At 46.4% G+C, this 450-nt stretch carries 1 protein-coding gene; it reads right to left on the reverse strand.

Annotated features, from left to right (window positions below; genetic code table 11):
* Positions 1-450 (reverse strand): SIS domain-containing protein (locus tag AC13HU_RS38170; RefSeq protein ID WP_483046578.1); only part of this gene is annotated, 450 nt, incomplete at both ends.

Below are 450 nucleotides of genomic sequence, written 5' to 3' on the forward strand. Positions count from 1 at the left end.
ACCATTTGCTTCTCCGACTGCTTTTGCAAGGAAGGCAAGGGCTGCGATTTGCGCTGTATAGGCTTTAGTTGATGCCACGGCAATTTCAGGACCTGCGTGAAGGAGCATGGTATAGTTGGCTTCACGTGAGAGGGTTGAACCTGGAACATTTGTCACTGTTAAGCTTGGAATTCCCATTTCATTAGCCTTGACCAAAACTTGACGACTATCCGCTGTTTCACCAGATTGGCTGATAAAGATGAAGAGTGGTTTCTTGCTGAGAAGTGGCATACCGTAGCCCCACTCAGATGAGATTCCAAGTTCAACTGGTGTATCTGTCAATTCTTCCAACATCTTCTTAGAAGCAAATCCTGCATGGTAAGATGTTCCAGCTGCAAGGATGTAGATGCGGTCTGCGTCTTGAACAGCCTTAATGATATCTGGGTCTACGACAACTTGACCAGCCTCATC

It is taken from the genome of Streptomyces sp. NH27 (assembly GCF_056859195.1).